Below are 16,140 nucleotides of genomic sequence, written 5' to 3' on the forward strand. Positions count from 1 at the left end.
AGTGAAATGATGAATGATGAAATCAAAATCCCTCGTGATGACGTCAAAAAGACTATTGTGGGTTGCTGGGCTTCTGTCCTGCAGTTCGATGCTCTGGGCACAAGGACTGACTGAGCAACAGGTCAAACAGGTGTTGGATCAACAGTTTAAGCCGCTTTTAGAGCAGTATAATATTCCTGGCATGGCAGTCGCAGTGACCTTGAATGGTCAACATTATTTCATCAATTATGGTTTGGCCTCGAAGCAAAGTAAGCAACCGGTCAGCAGCGATACTTTATTTGAATTGGGTTCCGTCAGTAAAACCTTTAATGCTACTTTGGCGGGCTATGCACAGGCACAGGGGCGGTTATCTTTCTCTGACCATCCTGCTAAGTATTTTCCTGAATTAAAAAATACCGCCGTCAACCGCGCTACCATACTCAACCTTGGAACCTACAGTGCGGGTGATTTTCCACTCCAGTTTCCTGATGCGGTTGTGCAACAGCAGGATATGCTGAAGTATTTCCAGTCATGGCAGCCGAAAAGCCAAGCAGGAACGACAAGACAATATTCCAATCCAAGTATTGGTCTGATGGGTTATGTCACAGCATTGGCAATGAAAAAACCGTATGCAGAATTGGTTGAACAAACGCTTTTTCCTCAATTGGGAATGACACAAAGTTTTATCAATGTGCCAGAACAACACATGCCGCAGTATGCATGGGGATATAAGGCCGATAAGGCTATACGTGTGTCTGCGGGCATGTTAGATGCTGAAGCCTATGGCGTGAAAAGTAGTAGTGCTGACATGTTGAAATTTTTGGATGCACAGATCAATGTTCAACAGCTGAAACAGCCACTACGTAAAGCGATTGAAAATACCCATTTTGGTTATTTTAAAGTTGGTGCTATGACTCAAGGTTTAGGTTGGGAACAGTATGCTTATCCTGTCAAATTAGAGACTTTATTGGACGGGAATTCCAGCAAAATGGCATTGGAAAGCCATCCTGCCACGCCGATCAAACAGCCGAAGCTTGCTTCACCAGCAACGTTCTTTAATAAAACAGGTGCGACCAATGGTTTTGGTGCTTATGCCGCTTTTATTCCGAAAGAAAAAATTGGGATTGTGATGCTCGCCAATACCAATTTTCCAAATGATGAACGTATTAAAGCGAGCTATCGAAGCATCGAACAGCTCATCCAACTGCAACAAGTTCGATAGAATGATCAGTTGGTTGCAGATTCAAATTGTAGATTTGAGTCAGACACAATAGACTACTGTAAAAGACCATAAAGCCATTGATAATGTCCGATACGCATATTCCTCTACCTGAACGTTTACGTCCTCGTGACTTGTCCGAAATTATTGGACAAGATCATTTGCTCGGTGAAAATGCACCGTTACGTCAAATGATTGATCAAGGGCATCTACCTTCGATTATCTTCTGGGGACCACCTGGTGTGGGGAAAACCACGATCGCATTATTACTGGCGCAAGCAGTAGATCGTCCTTTTATTAGCTTATCTGCGCTCAATACAGGCGTGAAAGAGCTACGTGAAGTGATTGCGGAAAGTGGTGATCTACTCAACTTGACACCTGTGGTCTTTATTGATGAGATTCATCGTTTCAATAAATCGCAACAAGATGCCTTACTCAATGCAGTTGAGAAAGGCAAAATCACTTTAATTGGTGCAACTACTGAAAATCCCTCTTTTGAGGTCAACAGTGCACTTTTATCACGCTGTCAGGTGTATACCCTCAATAGTCTGGACGTGGATGCGATTCAAACACTGCTGAACAAAGCCATTCAAAGTGATCAATTCTTAAAAGAACGTTTTATTCAAATTGAAGAATATGATGCACTTATTCAATTTGCTGCGGGTGATGCCCGTAAGGCATTGAACTTAATTGATTTAGTCGCCAGCACATTTGAAGCTGATATTGAAAATATTGTCACCAATGCAATTGTGGTCAAAGTGGCGCAGCAAAATATTGCGCGTTATGACAAATCGGGTGAGCAACATTACGATGTGGTTTCGGCATTTATCAAATCGATTCGTGGTAGTGATCCCGATGCAACCTTGTATTGGATGGCACGTATGCTCAAAGGCGGCGAAGATCCTGTTTTTATCGCGCGTCGTATGTTGATTGCGGCTTCAGAAGATATTGGTAACTCCAATCCGAATGCATTATTACTGGCAGGTGAATGCTTCCGTTCAGTACAAGCGGTGGGTATGCCAGAGGCACGTATTATTTTGGGACAGACAGCTGTTTATTTAGCCACCAGCCCGAAAAGTAATAGCACCTATTTAGCCATTAATCGTGCTTTAGAGTTGGCTGAAAAGACTGCAAATCTACCAGTACCTTTGCATTTGCGTAATGCACCAACCAAGTTGATGAAACAACAGGGCTATGGTGTGGATTATCATTATCCGCATAATTATCCAGAACATTTTGTGTTGCAGGAATACTTGCCGCCTGAGTTGAAGGGTACAAAGTTGTATGAATCAGCGCGAAATAAACGTGAGGTTGAGGCTGAGCGTTTACAACAACGTCGTTGGCAGCAAGAACAACAGCAGCAGTGAAATTTGAACTTTTTGAACACCATTTAATTAATCTGTATTTGCAAGCTTGGTTACTTGGCAGTACTTCGTAATGGGTTTTTGGTGGGGTGTGAGTATAGCTTCAAGATTATTTATATTTTCAGTTGCTAATGTCTCAGCTTGATGGCTATTCTTTAAGTGTTTATTTTCTTTTGCAATTTTAGCTTGTTCTAAGCTGATTTTATAGATTGCGCAGATTTTATTTGGAATAGCTTGACGGTCTCCTGTAACTATCGCAACGCCTAAATCGTTATGATATTGCTGACCGAGTTCGTTATTTTGCTTTAGATAGCGATGGAACTCATCGTCTTCCATTTTTTTTGCAAAGGATGAAGTAGAAATGCATATAAGCGCCAAAGTAAAAAAGAAATATATTTTTTTCATTGCGTTGTCGGTGACATTCTTTCGTTACATTTCAGTTTAACAAATAACTCTTCGCTGTGGGGGTAGACTGAATGTTAATGAATTAAAAGTTTAGTCATAGCAGTGTGCTTATCTTAATTGGTAGCTGCTCGAATCAATAAAAACAGATTTGAACTTGCTGCTTTATTTATTTATGTATTGATATGAACTCCAAAAAAGCCACACTCATTGGATTGCTTGCGATCTTCTTATGGAGCTTGATCGTTGCTTTGATCAAGGATGTTAGTAGTCATTTTGGCGCAGTGGGTGGTGCAGCACTGATCTATACGCTCGCTTCAATCTTTCTATTTTTCTCGGTTGGTTGGAGCAGCCTCAGAACCTTCCCTAGAACATATTTAATTTGGGGTAGTATTTTATTTGTGGCCTACGAAATTTGCCTATCGCTTTCGATTGGTTATAGCAACAATAATCGAGAAGCAATTGAAGTTGGAATGGTAAATTATCTATGGCCCACGTTTACCATGGTGGCCGCCATTTTGTTTAATCAACAAAAAGCCAATTTTTTGATTATTCCAGGCTTTATTATCTCATTATTGGGGATTTGTTGGGTTTTAGGCGGTGAGCAAGGCTTTGATTTAATTGGTATGTGGCAGAACATTCAAAACAATCCACTTAGTTATGGGTTAGCATTTATTGGAACGCTTTTGTGGGCAGCCTATTGCACACTGACTGCAAGAATTGCCAATGGCAGTAATGGCATCACCCTATTTTTTATTCTGGTTGCGATTGTGCTCTGGATTAAATATCTACTCATGGGGGGAGGTGCATTTCAGTTTGAATGGCAAGCTTCAATTATTTTGCTGATTGCAGCCGCAGCTATGGGCTTTGGTTATGCGGCATGGAATATTGGCATTTTGCATGGCAATGTCACGTTGTTGGCTGGGGCTTCTTATTTTATTCCAGTATTTTCTGCATTTTTTGCTGCTATTTTATTAAATACCCCATTGAGCTTATCTTTTTGGTATGGCGCTTTTATGGTATGTTTGGGCTCGATCTTATGTTGGATGTCGACAAGGGCACAACATTCGCATGCTGAAGATGTATAAATAAAACCTAATCCTGATATGTTCTCATAACCATAAAAAAACCAGCCGAAGCTGGTTTTTTTGACATTTCAGAGTGGCTTAAAGATCGTCTAAATTAATACCTAAACGCGTCGCAACTTCTTCATATGCTTCAACCACACCACCTAAACCTTGGCGGAAACGGTCTTTATCTAATTTTTTCTTGGTGTCTTTATCCCACAAACGGCAACCATCTGGAGAGAATTCATCGCCAAGTACGATACGGTCATGGAATACACCAAACTCAAGTTTGAAATCCACCAGAATCATATTACCCGCATCAAATAATGCTTTAAGCACATCATTGACTTGGTAAGTGAGTTCTTTCATTTTTTCAAGTTGGTCAGCAGTTGCCCAACCTAACGCAATCGCTTGAGATTCGTTGACCATTGGATCGCCAAGTGCATCATCTTTAAAGAACAATTCAAAAGTTGGTGGTGTTAACACTTTGCCTTCTTCAACGCCTAAACGACGGCACAATGAACCAGCAGCGTAGTTACGAATCACGCACTCAACAGGGATCATCTCAAGTTTTTTCACCAGTACTTCTGTTGGTGAAAGTAACTTCTCAAAATGTGTCTCGATACCCGCTTCAGCCAATTTTTCCATGATGAAGGCGTTAAAACGGTTGTTGACCTTGCCTTTACGATCTAGTTGCTCGATTTTTTCGCCATTGAACGCAGAAGCATCATCGCGAAAGACTAAAATCAGGTGGTCGGCATTGTCTGTTTCATATACAGATTTTGCTTTACCAGTATAGAGCAAGGTTTGTTTTAACATGGGGGAACCTTTTTGAAAAAATATGCCTAATAAACGACTAGGCTGGCCAATTTTGGTAAATCTGGGTTAACACTTCTGTTGCAATGGCTTGTTCTGCAAAGGTTGTGTCAAGTTTGAATAAGGCAACGGTATTGCTTGAACCCACAGCGGAAAGCTTCAATAAATAGCTTTGATTATCGACTTGAATCGTGGCTTCATAACCATTGTTTGATTGAGAAATCACCTTGTAGTTCAAGCTATTCAAGGTTGCAAAGGTATATTGCCAAGCTGCAGCCGTTGGACCTTCCACCTTCAGTAATGGGTTTCTATTTCCATCCATGACTAACTGAGGACGACCGAGTGTGGCAACCGTATCTTCTACATTACTCGCTTGTGTTTGTACTGCTTCAGGGCGAGGAAGTGCGTAACGCTTACCACTTTTGTTTTCAAACGTTGGCGCATGTTCAATCGCCAGTGGATCAACTGTCGGAGCAGGATACAAAGGTGTAAATGGTCTGACCGTTGCGTCCTCAGGGAATTTAAGTGGTTCAAGTGCTTCTGCCTTCTTATAATCCAAAGAATGATTATTGAGGGCGAAACGGCCACAACCAGCTAAACTTAACGCTGAAATGACTAGGACAACACCAACACGTAATTGCATCATAAATTGCTCGTATTAAATAATTCCCGCAGCTTTTAGATCTGTGCGGAGAGGTTCACGATATTGTTCTGCAAGTGGGGTGAGTGGCAGGCGAATACCTGTACTCATATATCCCATCTCATGCAATGCCCATTTCACAGGAATTGGGTTTGATTCGCAAAACAAAATATTGTGTAGATTTGCAATTTGTTGATTCAAACTCTGTGCTTTCGCTCTATCTCCAGCCAATGCTGCTTCACAAACGTCGCTCATTTGTTTAGGTGCAACATTCGCAGTAACAGAAATATTGCCTTTAGCACCCAGTAAAATCAGCTCCCAAGCGGTTTCATCATCACCTGAATAGACTGCGATTTTACCATTTAAACCTTCAATCAGCGCTTGTCCACGAGGGATATCGCCAGTGGCATCTTTAATGCCCACAATGTTTTTTACATCTGCAAGACGAATCACGGTCTCGTTTTGCAAATCCACCCCAGTACGGCCTGGAACATTGTAAAGAATCTGTGGGATATCAGCAGCTTCAGCAATTGCTTTATAGTGTTGATATAAGCCTTCTTGAGTCGGTTTATTATAATATGGCGTCACCAACAGCGCAGCATCGGCACCGAGTTCTTTTGCGGCTTTGGTGAGTTCAATCGCTTCACGGGTCGAATTTGCACCTGTGCCAGCGATAATTGGAATACGTTTATTGGCGACACGAACCACTTCTTTGATGACTTGCGTGTGTTCTTCCATGCTTAAGGTAGATGCTTCGCCTGTTGTTCCAACAGCAACAATACTATGTGTGCCTTGTTGGATGTGCCACTCAACAAGCTTCTCAAGGCTCTTCCAATCTACACCGCCATGTTCAAACATTGGGGTAACGATTGCGACAATTGAGCCTTGTATATTTTGTGCTAGCTGAGTCATTTTAAAAAAATATCCTATTTTTCCATCCGAGATTGAAGTAATTAAAACGAAATATTGGATGGATGCAGTATTTTGATTGGTCGTTCAACAATTAAGCCACGTTGAATGACAATTATGCAAATTATGACTGATCGGAGACATAAGAACAATATGCTTTCGTTAAACTGTAAGAAACTTTAACTCATCTTTGGCTTGAATGATTTTCATCTTATAAAATAATCAGAGCTGTAGTCAGATGATTGAGAGCAGCGTATGGTACAAAGAGGGGATTGGACTGGAATGTGGGATGATCAAATGCAAAAACAAGTGAAACGTACTGCACTTATCGTTGTGGATGTACAAAATGGATTTACGCCCGGTGGGAGCTTAGCAGTTGCCGATGCAGATCAGATTATTCCATTGATTAATCAACTCGCCCTAAGCTTTGAACATGTGGTGCTAACCCAAGACTGGCATCCAGAACAGCATATTTCGTTTGCAGAAAATCACCCTAATAAAATGCCTTTCGAGACGATCGAGTTGGCTTATGGAACGCAAGTGTTGTGGCCAAAACATTGTGTACAAGGCTCGCAGGATGCGGCGTTTCATCCCGAGCTTAATATTCCAACGGCGCAGCTCATTATTCGTAAGGGATTTCATCAGGACATTGATAGTTATTCAGCCTTTATGGAAGCAGACCGTAAGACGCCAACAGGACTCAATGGATATCTAAAAGAACACCAAATAGACACTGTTTATATTGTGGGTATTGCTACGGATTTTTGTGTGGCGTGGACGGCTTTAGATGCGGTGCATTTCGGTTTTAAAACCTATGTGGTTGAAGATGCCTGTAAAGCAATAGATTTAAATGGTTCATTGCAACAGGCTTGGCAAGAGATGCGCGCAAAAGGTATTCAGAGGATTCAATCTTCCACAGTCCTGTCATAAGCTTGAGCGGCTTGATCTAAACACGTTAAAATGCTCATCACCATGTATTTTCATTGTTTATTTAGCAATGTAACCCCTTAATTGAGAGCTTCATGACTGCACAACTTGATGATTTTGACCAAAAAATTATTCATCATTTACAATTAAATGGCCGTTTAGCCAATCAAGAGTTAGCTGAATTAGTTGGGTTGTCGACTTCTCAATGTTCACGTCGTCGAATTCATCTTGAGCAGACAAAAATAATCACAGGCTATTATGCTCAGGTTGCCTTGTGTGCTGATCCAACCCCGATCATGGGGATTATTGAAGTGAAGTTGCAAAATTATAATGATGCAACTCATGACCGTTTTGTTGAATTTCTATTGCGTGAACCTGCGGTAAAAGATATTTATAAATTGACGGGAAGTTATGATTTTGCACTCAAGGTTGCGGTTAAAAACTTAGATGAAATGGTCAAGTTGATTGGGATTTTATCCTCGAGTGATTTTGGTGTCAGTAATTTAAACACGTCAATTGTTTTAGAAAAACTCAAAGAGAACGGTATCGCAACTCAATAAAAAACAGCAACCTAATCTTTTTGCATTGGAATAGTGCATAACATTCAAAATGCATTATTTTGAATATAAATTGCATTTATGGTAAAAATATAAGAATAAATTGCGAAAATATAATAAAAATGATCAAATATGCCATGGCTTTCCTTGAAAGCTTTCTCTCCCTTTGTTGTTCTCCTGTTGAGTTGTACCGTTATGAATACCGATCAAAATGTATCTTTGGTAAGTCCAGTCACGCCTGTGATCGAGCAGCATACAAAGATTGAAGATGCATTGGCGATGCTGATAGGAACATTTATCCTGTCTTTTGCCATGGTTTTATTGAAACAAGCAGGGATTATGACTGGGGGAACAGCGGGTTTATCTTTGTTGATTCATTACATTACCGACATTCAGTTCGGCATTTTATTCTTTCTAATCAATATTCCATTTTATTATTTAGCTTATAAAAAAATGGGGTTTGCCTTGGTGCTCAAAACCTTTATTGCAGTGGCATTATTGGCTGGTTTTACTGAAACCATTCCTCATTTTGTTCAGCTTGCCACTGTACACCCAATTTATGCGACTGTGTTTGCCAATGTACTGATGGGCGTGAGTTTTCTAATTTTGTTTCGCCATCGCTCAAGTTTGGGTGGAATCAATCTATTGGTGCTTTATTTACAAGAACGTTTTGATATTCCAGCAGGAAAGGCGCAGATGGGGATCGATGTGGCGATCTTGCTGGTGTCGTTATTTTTTGTGGATTGGACATTAATTCTGATTTCAATTTTTGGTGCGGTGATTCTAAATTCGATTATTTTACTGAATCATAAAACCAGTCGTTATGTGGCTTGAATACACTTTCTCATATTGACTCTAGTGTTGAAGAACTAAAGAGATGTTTATAATGAGAATCTAGATTTTATTCAATACATAAAATTACCGAAGTAATGATATGCCTAGCAGTAAAAAGGCTTCATAAAGAGATTCTTTATGAAGCCTTTTTGTCATGACATAAAAAAAATAACGAGAGACCAAAAAGCATAGCTAAAATAATGTTTTTTATAAGGGAATCAAAAATATCGGAAGTCATGATCATGATTGTATTTTCTATTGGATAAGTTACAGGTATTCCATGAAGAATATGCCTTATGAACATGTGATAAGGTGGAAATATCATAAAAAAAACATATAAGAACCATATAAAGGAAATGATGATATTCGATTTATTTTTAACTTTTTTTATGTAGAGATAGGTACATGAAAACAAGATTAGATATGAGAGTGAAGGATCATAAAAAAAAGTTGCAAAAGCAGGAAAGAATAATATTAACCAGCTTAAATAAGTAAATATTTTGTTTGTATTATTCATATCATCAGAATTTAATTGTTGTATGAGAGTAATTTATACTCTCATACAAATAATTGAAATATCTGAATGAATTTACTCTACAGTAACGCTCTTGGCGAGGTTACGTGGCTGATCGACATCCGTTCCACGTAATACCGCAACATGGTAAGACAACAATTGCACTGGAATACTGTAAACAATTGGTGCTAACCATTCATTAATCGTTGGAATATGCACGACATGTTGACGTTCTTTAGCTTTAATACCGCTATTTTCATCTGCAAATACAAACAATTCACCGCCACGCGCTTGTACTTCTTCCATATTCGATTTTAATTTATCGAGCATTTCATCCTTTGGCGCTAAAATCACGATTGGCATTTCATTGTCCACTAAGGCCAGTGGACCATGCTTGAGTTCACCCGCGGCATAACCTTCAGCATGGATATATGAAATTTCTTTCAGTTTCAACGCACCTTCAAGCGCGATTGGGAAATGCGTACCACGGCCTAAGAATAAGCAGTGGTTTTTCTCAACAAATAGCGTTGATAAACGTAGAATTTCGGTATCACATTGCAAGGTATCTAAAATGACTTTCGGACAGTGCCACAATGCTTCTATGATTTCTGTACATTGTGACGCAGAAAGCTGTTGCTTGACTTCGCCCACTTTGAGAATGAGTAACATCAAAGCAGCCAGCTGTGTAGTGAAGGCTTTGGTTGATGCAACCCCAATTTCAGGACCTGCCAGTGTCAACAAATGATGATCTGTCTCACGCACCATTGATGAGGTCGCAACGTTACAAATCGTCATGGTGCTAATGTTAATATTTTGCGCTTTCGCACGTTTTTGAGTTTCACGTAATGCCGCTAAAGTATCTGCTGTTTCACCTGATTGAGAAATGCAGACATACAAGGTATTTGCGACAACGACAGGAGTGCGATAGCGGAATTCGCTGGCAATTTCAATTTGGCAAGATACCCCAATCAACTGTTCAAACCAGTATTTTGCGATCATCCCAGAATGATAACTGGTACCGCAGGCAATGATTTGTACTTGTTGAATCTTACTAAAATCAGCGTTGGCATGGCTGAGGAAGTCGTCACGTAAGCTATTGCCATTCAGTGCTTGAGAAATAGTTTGCTGAATCGCCTCAGGCTGTTCATAAATCTCTTTCAGCATGAAGTGTTTATATTCACCTTTTGATGCATTGCTTACCGTTGCATCCAATTCTTTGACTGGACGCTCAACTGCTTCACCATTGACAAAAACTTCAATACTGCTGCGTGTTAAGCGGGCAATATCACCTTCTTCTAAATAAACGAAGCGATTGGTGACAGGCAATAATGCCAATTGGTCTGAACTAATAAAATTCTCGCCGATTCCCACGCCGATGACGAGCGGTGAACCTTCACGTACGGTGATGAGTTCATCTGGATGTGCGGTGTGAATAATACCCAACGCATACGCGCCTTTAAGCTGAGGTGCTACCTTTTGTACCGCCTCTAATAAGCTGTCCGTTTGTTTCAGGGCATCATTGACCAGATGTGCAACCACTTCGGTATCGGTTTGAGAGCTAAACACATAACCTTGCGCTTGAAGTTCATCTTTGAGTTCTTGGTAGTTTTCAATAATACCGTTGTGAACCACCGCAACATTACCTGAAATGTGAGGATGGGCATTATTTTCAGTGGGTTTACCATGTGTGGCCCAACGGGTATGGGCAATCCCGATATTACCCGTTAATTTTTGTTCAGCGACCGCTTCATCTAAATTAGCGACTTTACCGACGCGACGTTCACGTAAGATTTTTTGATTATTCAATAATGCTAAACCTGCCGAATCGTAACCACGATATTCGAGACGTTTAAGACCTTCAATAAGAATATCGGTTACACAACGTTCAGCAACGCCACCAACAATACCACACATAATTTTATCCTCTTATTTTTCCAATTTCTGGGGACGTTGATAATTTGCTTTTTCAAACTGTTTAGAACGTTCGACTGCCAAACTATGCCCAGCCACATCTCGAGTTAGGGTTGAACCAGCGCCAGTGGTGGCACCTTGACCAATTTTAATGGGTGCAACCAACGAGTTATTGGTGCCAATAAAGACCTGATCTTCAATAATGGTTCTGTGCTTATTTGCGCCATCATAATTACAAGTAATGGTACCCGCCCCAATATTGCAATCAGCACCGATATCGGCATCACCTAAATAGGTGAAGTGATTGGCTTTAGAACCTTGGCCAATATTCGAGTTTTTAACCTCAACGAAGTTGCCAATATGCACATCATTGGCTAATTTTGCACCTGGGCGTAGACGAGCAAAAGGCCCGATCTGCGCATTTTCACCGACAACTGCATTTTCAAACACACTATAAGCTTGAACTTTGGTGCCCGCAGCAATACGCGTATTTTTTAAAATACATCCTGCGCCGAGCTGAACGTTATCGCCAAGTTCGCAGTCACCTTCAATGATAACATTGACATCAATCAGTACATCTTGACCACAGAGCAAGCGACCACGCAAATCGAAACGACTTGGGTCGATCAAATGCACACCTTGTTGCATCAACTCTTTGGCTTGTTGTTGTTGAAATTGGCGCTCTAAAGTTGCGAGCTGTAAACGATCATTGACACCTTCGACTTCAAATGCCAATTCAGGTTGAATCGATGCAATTTCTAAACCATCCGCAACTGCCATCGCGACAATATCGGTCAAGTAATATTCACCTTGAGAGTTGTCATTAGACAGTTTTGGTAACCATTGATGCAATTTGGCATTACTGACACAGTAAATGCCCGTGTTGATTTCTTGAATTTGACGCTGTTCTTCATTTGCGTCTTTATGTTCAACGATTGCTTGAATTTTTCCAGCTTCACGAACGATACGACCATAACCAGTTGGGTTTTCAACATTGAGCGTGATCATACCAATACCTGATTGACTAGAGGCATCAAGTAGTTGTTCAAGCGTGCTTTGACGAACCAAAGGCACATCACCGTAGAGTATTAAAGAAACACCATCGTGAGGTAAAACAGGTAAAGTTACTTGAACAGCATGACCTGTTCCAAGTTGTTCAGCTTGTTCAACCCATTCAATCTGTTCTTCAGCAAAGCTTTGTTTGACCAGTTCTCCGCCATGCCCATAAATGGTAATAATATTTTGAGCCTGTAGCTTTTTTGCTGTTTGAATCACGTGACCAAGTAGTGGGCGACCCGCGAGTGGTTGTAATACTTTTGGTCGTTGTGAACGCATTCGCGTTCCTTTCCCTGCGGCAAGAATAATAACTGTTGTTGACATGATTAACTCTAATATCAATAGCTTAAGTTAGAAAATAAAAGTGAAGAATAAAAATACAAAGTGCTGCCCAAATTCCTGCAATGATGTCATCCAGCATAATGCCTAGACCACCAGACACTTTTTGGTCCGCCCAATTGATTGGGAAGGGTTTCCAAATGTCGAAGATGCGGAACAAGATGAATCCGATGAGGACCCATAGCCAATTTAGTTGTTGTAAATACAATAGAGGAAGTAAGGTGATGGATTGTCCAGCAAATTCATCCCATACAATACGCCCATCATCATGTACATTGAGGACTTTGGCGGTATGTCCACATATATAAATGCCGATCAGTGACATCAATAGAACCACCACCATACTGGCAGATAATCCGAGATATAGCCAAAGTGGGGCGAAAAGTAAGGCGAAAGCTGAGCCAAAAGTACCTGGTGCTTTAGGACTGAGACCAGAACCAAAGCCAACACCACAGAAAACGATGCAGCGGTTATACCAAGTCATTTGATTGAAGCGAATGGGTGGTTTATGCAAAGTGTTGGTATCCATGAACATCCAATGGGCAAATCTCGCCCATATACTCAAATAGCAATCCAGTTTGCTGGGCAATTTCGCCGATTATTGTAAGCGGAACATCTAAGTGTTGTCGCAGCAGTTTCTCATAGTTTTGCGGTGATATTGTAAAGCATAATTCGTAATCATCGCCGCCAGCCAGCGCATAATGCCAAGCCTGCCGCAAATCTATACTTTTTAGTGACTCATCTATCGGTAGCTGATCGAGTAATAATTTTGCACCGAGTTTGGATGCTTTTAGAATATGGCTGAGGTCTTGTGCAAGTCCATCCGAAATATCAATCATACTGGATGCCAAGCCTTTGAGCTGTTGTCCTAAATGACAACGTGGCGTTGGATAGTCGAGGCGTTGTTGTAAAGGATGACCTAAATGTTGTAGTCCGTATGCAGCATCACCGATCTGACCGCTGACACAAATGTAATCGCCGACTTGAGCACCAGATCGAGTTATTGCTTGACCGTGTTCAATCCAGCCGAGCGCAGTCACACTAATGGTGAGTTGCGTACTCTGAGTAGTATCACCACCAATCAATGCAACCCCAAATCGGTCGCAGCAGTCGAATAGCCCCCGACTAAATTCAGCTAACCAATCGTGGTCTACTGTCGGGAGACTTAAAGCAAGTAAAATACTATGCGGTTTTGCACCCATTGCGGCCAAGTCAGATAAGTTGACCGCTACACTTTTCCAGCCAATCGCATGGGCAGAGGTGTCTAAAGGGAAGTGACGACCCGCAACAAGCGTGTCTGTACAGATCACCAATTGTTGTGAGGGAGGTGGGGTGACAATGGCTGAGTCATCGCCAATTCCTAAACTGACATCAGGTTTTGATGGACGTTTAAAATATTGATCAATAATAGAAAACTCAGCCATAGCACATCAAGCCTATTATTTAGCTTGCTGTTTTTCAGCTTCACGTAGTTTTGATGATAAACGGTCTAATACACCATTGATGTATTTATGACTATCAGCACCACCAAAGTGTTTTGCTAACTCAATTGCTTCGTCAAGCACCACGCGATATGGAACTTCGAGATGATCGCGTAGTTCATAGGCACCAAGTCGTAATGTCGCAAGTTCGACACCATCTAGTGCGCTTAACTCACGGTCAAGGACTGGAATAAGTAACTCATCTAAAGCGTCATGTTGAGCAACCACTTGCGTGAGCAATTCATGGTAATAGTTAAGGTCAACTTTGTGCATGGCATTTTCGACACGAGTACGTGCTTCAATTTCATGAACAGGATTATGACTCATTTGCCATTCATAAATCCCTTGTACAGCAAAACGACGTGCTTTGCGTTTCGCTGCATAAGCGGCCTGAAGTGTTTGCGACATGCTTTAAATTGCCTTTAATAAGTTAACCATTTCGATCGCAGTAAGTGCAGCTTCGCTACCTTTATTACCTGCTTTCGTACCAGAGCGTTCAATTGCTTGTTCAATACTGTCTGTTGTCAAGACACCATTGATGACAGGCATTGTGCTTTCAAGTGCAACAACGCCTAAGCCTTTTGCACATTCACCTGCAACAAAGTCAAAGTGTGGCGTACTACCACGGATCACCGCACCTAATGCAATAATGGCATCAAAGTTTTTTGATGCAGCGAGTTTTTTCGCCACAATAGGGAGTTCCCACGCACCTGGTGCATGAATCACGGTGATCGCTTCTTCTGAAACGCCATGGCGTTTTAAAGTGTCGATAGCACCTTCAAGTAAATGTTCAACCACAAAACTGTTGAAACGACCCACTAAGATCGCATAGCGACCTTCGCTTGCGAGATGTAATAAACCTTCAATTCGGCGAATTGCCATAGCAACCTCGATTATTTTACTGTGATTTGATCGGCAGTGATGTATTCCACGACCTCTAAATTAAATCCGGATAAGGCATTAAAACGAAGTGGGGAACTCAGCAACTTCATTTTCTCAACGCCTAAATCACGTAGAATTTGTGCGCCTACACCAATGGTTTGATATTGATGTGAAAGGGCAGCATTGGATTTAAGTGGCTTCGGCTGATTTAACTGATCGAAAGCGTGGCCTAAATCTTGTAAATGATCTTGACCGATCCAAACTAAAACGCCACGTTCACTGGCTGCAATGGTTTTCAGCGCAAGATCTAGATTCCAAGCAGGAGAGCCATCTGCTTTATTCAGTTTTAATAAGTCACGAATTGGACTAAAGCCATGTACGCGGACAGTAGTCACACCTTGTTTCGGCTCACCTTTCACTAAAGCTAAATGAATATCTGGATTGCCAAGTTCACGGTATTTATACAGTTCAAATGTACCATATTCTGTTTGTATGCTTTCTTGCGACAAACGCTCTACGGTTTGTTCATTGGTCATACGGTAGTGAATCAGATCTGCAATGGTTCCAATTTTTAAACCATGTTTTTCAGCAAAAATTTCCAGATCCGCACGACGTGCCATAGTGCCATCTTCATTAATGATTTCACAAATGACAGAGGCAGGTTCTAAGCCAGCAAGTCGAGCGAGATCACAACCAGCTTCGGTGTGTCCTGCACGATGAAGTACACCACCCGGTTGAGCCATTAATGGGAAAATATGACCCGGCTGCACAATATCGCTTGGTTTGGCATGTGCAGCAACTGCAGCATGAATGGTATGGGCACGTTCAGCCGCTGAAATCCCAGTGCTAATGCCTTCCGCCGCTTCAATTGAAAGGGTGAAGTTGGTTGCATGCTGTGCGCCGTTTTGATCAACCATTAAAGGGAGGTTGAGTTGTTTACAACGTTCGCGACTCAGGGTCAGGCAGACCAAACCACGTGCATGAGTGATCATGAAGTTAATATCTTCAGGACGAACATGCGTTGCAGCGATGACTAAATCACCTTCATTTTCACGATCTTCATCATCCATCAGGATGACCATTTTGCCTGCACGAATATCTGCGACAAGCTCTTCAACACAACTTAGCGGCATTCGTTTTCACCTTTTTGCTGCCTTTATAGGGCACTAGTATTCGATAAATCTGGCATAGTTTAACGCATTTTAAAAATTTTCGCCTGTGCTTCTTAGGCGCTGTTGGTATT

Annotated in this window: 17 protein-coding genes; 6 read left to right on the forward strand and 11 right to left on the reverse strand. The window is 41.3% G+C overall.

Annotated elements, in window-relative coordinates; genetic code table 11:
- Window positions 1-13: 13 nt before the first annotated feature.
- Window positions 14-1,201 (forward strand): class C beta-lactamase, encoded by a 1,188-nt coding sequence (gene ampC / locus EXE30_RS00190; protein ID WP_130160689.1) that lies wholly within the window; start codon window positions 14-16, stop codon window positions 1,199-1,201.
- Window positions 1,202-1,284: 83 nt separating this feature from the next.
- Complete coding sequence (locus tag EXE30_RS00195; RefSeq protein ID WP_130160690.1) at window positions 1,285-2,565, forward strand: replication-associated recombination protein A; 1,281 nt, start codon at window positions 1,285-1,287, stop codon at window positions 2,563-2,565.
- Between the two features lie 27 nt (window positions 2,566-2,592).
- Here EXE30_RS00195 and EXE30_RS00200 read toward each other — a convergent pair whose 3' ends face one another.
- Window positions 2,593-2,967, reverse strand: coding sequence for a hypothetical protein (locus EXE30_RS00200; RefSeq protein ID WP_130160691.1), 375 nt, complete (start codon window positions 2,965-2,967; stop codon window positions 2,593-2,595).
- A 182-nt stretch (window positions 2,968-3,149) separates the two neighbouring features.
- On the opposite strand from EXE30_RS00200, the gene yddG reads away from it, so the two are divergent.
- Window positions 3,150-4,052, forward strand: coding sequence for an aromatic amino acid DMT transporter YddG (gene yddG / locus EXE30_RS00205; protein ID WP_130160692.1), 903 nt, complete (start codon window positions 3,150-3,152; stop codon window positions 4,050-4,052).
- Between the two features lie 78 nt (window positions 4,053-4,130).
- Here yddG and purC read toward each other — a convergent pair whose 3' ends face one another.
- From purC to dapA, 3 genes are read right to left on the reverse strand one after another with little or no spacing between them, the layout of a single operon-like run.
- Window positions 4,131-4,850, reverse strand: coding sequence for a phosphoribosylaminoimidazolesuccinocarboxamide synthase (purC, locus tag EXE30_RS00210; RefSeq protein ID WP_005194140.1), 720 nt, complete (start codon window positions 4,848-4,850; stop codon window positions 4,131-4,133).
- A gap of 37 nt (window positions 4,851-4,887) precedes the next feature.
- Entirely contained in the window at window positions 4,888-5,490 is a 603-nt protein-coding gene (locus EXE30_RS00215; protein ID WP_130160975.1) for a lipoprotein-34 precursor (NlpB), read from the reverse strand.
- A gap of 15 nt (window positions 5,491-5,505) precedes the next feature.
- Window positions 5,506-6,399: a 4-hydroxy-tetrahydrodipicolinate synthase gene (gene dapA / locus EXE30_RS00220; protein ID WP_130160693.1), complete on the reverse strand. Its 894-nt coding sequence runs from the start codon at window positions 6,397-6,399 to the stop codon at window positions 5,506-5,508.
- A 294-nt stretch (window positions 6,400-6,693) separates the two neighbouring features.
- Here dapA and pncA point away from each other — a divergent pair, with 294 nt between their 5' ends.
- From pncA to EXE30_RS00235, 3 genes are all read left to right on the forward strand, one after another.
- The gene (gene pncA, locus EXE30_RS00225; RefSeq protein WP_130160694.1) at window positions 6,694-7,326 is read left to right on the forward strand and encodes a bifunctional nicotinamidase/pyrazinamidase; all 633 of its coding nucleotides are present in this window, start codon (window positions 6,694-6,696) and stop codon (window positions 7,324-7,326) included.
- Between the two features lie 92 nt (window positions 7,327-7,418).
- A complete protein-coding gene (locus tag EXE30_RS00230) occupies window positions 7,419-7,883 on the forward strand; it encodes an Lrp/AsnC family transcriptional regulator (protein ID WP_130160695.1) in 465 nt (154 codons plus the stop codon).
- Window positions 7,884-8,075: 192 nt separating this feature from the next.
- The gene (locus EXE30_RS00235) at window positions 8,076-8,714 is read left to right on the forward strand and encodes a YitT family protein (RefSeq protein ID WP_130160696.1); all 639 of its coding nucleotides are present in this window, start codon (window positions 8,076-8,078) and stop codon (window positions 8,712-8,714) included.
- A gap of 589 nt (window positions 8,715-9,303) precedes the next feature.
- Here the strand turns inward: EXE30_RS00235 and glmS are convergent.
- From glmS to ribBA, 7 genes are read right to left on the reverse strand one after another with little or no spacing between them, the layout of a single operon-like run.
- Window positions 9,304-11,142 carry a glutamine--fructose-6-phosphate transaminase (isomerizing) gene (gene glmS, locus EXE30_RS00240; protein WP_130160697.1) on the reverse strand — a complete coding sequence of 613 codons (1,839 nt, stop codon included), beginning with the start codon at window positions 11,140-11,142 and terminating at the stop codon, window positions 9,304-9,306.
- A 12-nt stretch (window positions 11,143-11,154) separates the two neighbouring features.
- The gene (glmU, locus tag EXE30_RS00245; RefSeq protein ID WP_130160698.1) at window positions 11,155-12,519 is read right to left on the reverse strand and encodes a bifunctional UDP-N-acetylglucosamine diphosphorylase/glucosamine-1-phosphate N-acetyltransferase GlmU; all 1,365 of its coding nucleotides are present in this window, start codon (window positions 12,517-12,519) and stop codon (window positions 11,155-11,157) included.
- 22 nt (window positions 12,520-12,541) lie between these two features.
- A complete protein-coding gene (locus tag EXE30_RS00250; protein ID WP_130160699.1) occupies window positions 12,542-13,063 on the reverse strand; it encodes a phosphatidylglycerophosphatase A family protein in 522 nt (173 codons plus the stop codon).
- Entirely contained in the window at window positions 13,041-13,958 is a 918-nt protein-coding gene (thiL, locus tag EXE30_RS00255; RefSeq protein WP_130160700.1) for a thiamine-phosphate kinase, read from the reverse strand. The genes EXE30_RS00250 and thiL overlap by 23 nt, the downstream gene beginning before the upstream one ends.
- Window positions 13,959-13,973: 15 nt before the next feature.
- Window positions 13,974-14,423: a transcription antitermination factor NusB gene (nusB, locus tag EXE30_RS00260; RefSeq protein WP_130160701.1), complete on the reverse strand. Its 450-nt coding sequence runs from the start codon at window positions 14,421-14,423 to the stop codon at window positions 13,974-13,976.
- Between the two features lie 3 nt (window positions 14,424-14,426).
- The gene (ribH, locus tag EXE30_RS00265; RefSeq protein WP_004673571.1) at window positions 14,427-14,897 is read right to left on the reverse strand and encodes a 6,7-dimethyl-8-ribityllumazine synthase; all 471 of its coding nucleotides are present in this window, start codon (window positions 14,895-14,897) and stop codon (window positions 14,427-14,429) included.
- A gap of 11 nt (window positions 14,898-14,908) precedes the next feature.
- Window positions 14,909-16,030: a bifunctional 3,4-dihydroxy-2-butanone-4-phosphate synthase/GTP cyclohydrolase II gene (gene ribBA, locus EXE30_RS00270; protein WP_130160702.1), complete on the reverse strand. Its 1,122-nt coding sequence runs from the start codon at window positions 16,028-16,030 to the stop codon at window positions 14,909-14,911.
- Window positions 16,031-16,140 lie beyond the last annotated feature (110 nt).

This window comes from Acinetobacter halotolerans, from assembly GCF_004208515.1.
In the GTDB taxonomy this organism is placed as follows: domain Bacteria; phylum Pseudomonadota; class Gammaproteobacteria; order Pseudomonadales; family Moraxellaceae; genus Acinetobacter; species Acinetobacter halotolerans.